Genomic DNA, 351 nt, shown 5'->3' on the forward strand with positions numbered 1-351 from the left:
GCGCGTGCACGGAATCGCCCACCAGCACCATCCGTCCGCGATACCAGTGCGGGACCGGGGGCATGATGTGCAGGGCGCCGGTGATCTGGAGCTGATCCGCGGTGGTGGCGCGGGCCAGCTGACCACCGGGAGTGTCCTCGGCGTAGGTGTCACGCAGTACCGACAGCCAGTGCTCGGCCGGGATCGCGCGGGCGTCGGTCAGCGACAGGTACTGCTTGTGCGGCAGGTTCGCACCCCACGCGATCCGCCCCTCGCCCTCGGGCCAGTACAGGTAGTAGGCGCGCTTGCCGAACGCGAAAACCATGGTCTCGGACGGGGTGTCGATGGCGGCTTCGGTGAGCGCGCCGAAGC

General features: G+C 69.5%; 1 pseudogene. It reads right to left on the reverse strand.

The features are described 5' to 3' along the window. Positions 1-351, reverse strand: a pseudogene (locus tag GV790_RS29275) (FAD-dependent monooxygenase); the annotation flags it as partial.

It is taken from the genome of Nocardia cyriacigeorgica (assembly GCF_010858045.1).
GTDB classification, from domain to species: Bacteria; Actinomycetota; Actinomycetes; order Mycobacteriales; family Mycobacteriaceae; genus Nocardia; species Nocardia cyriacigeorgica_E.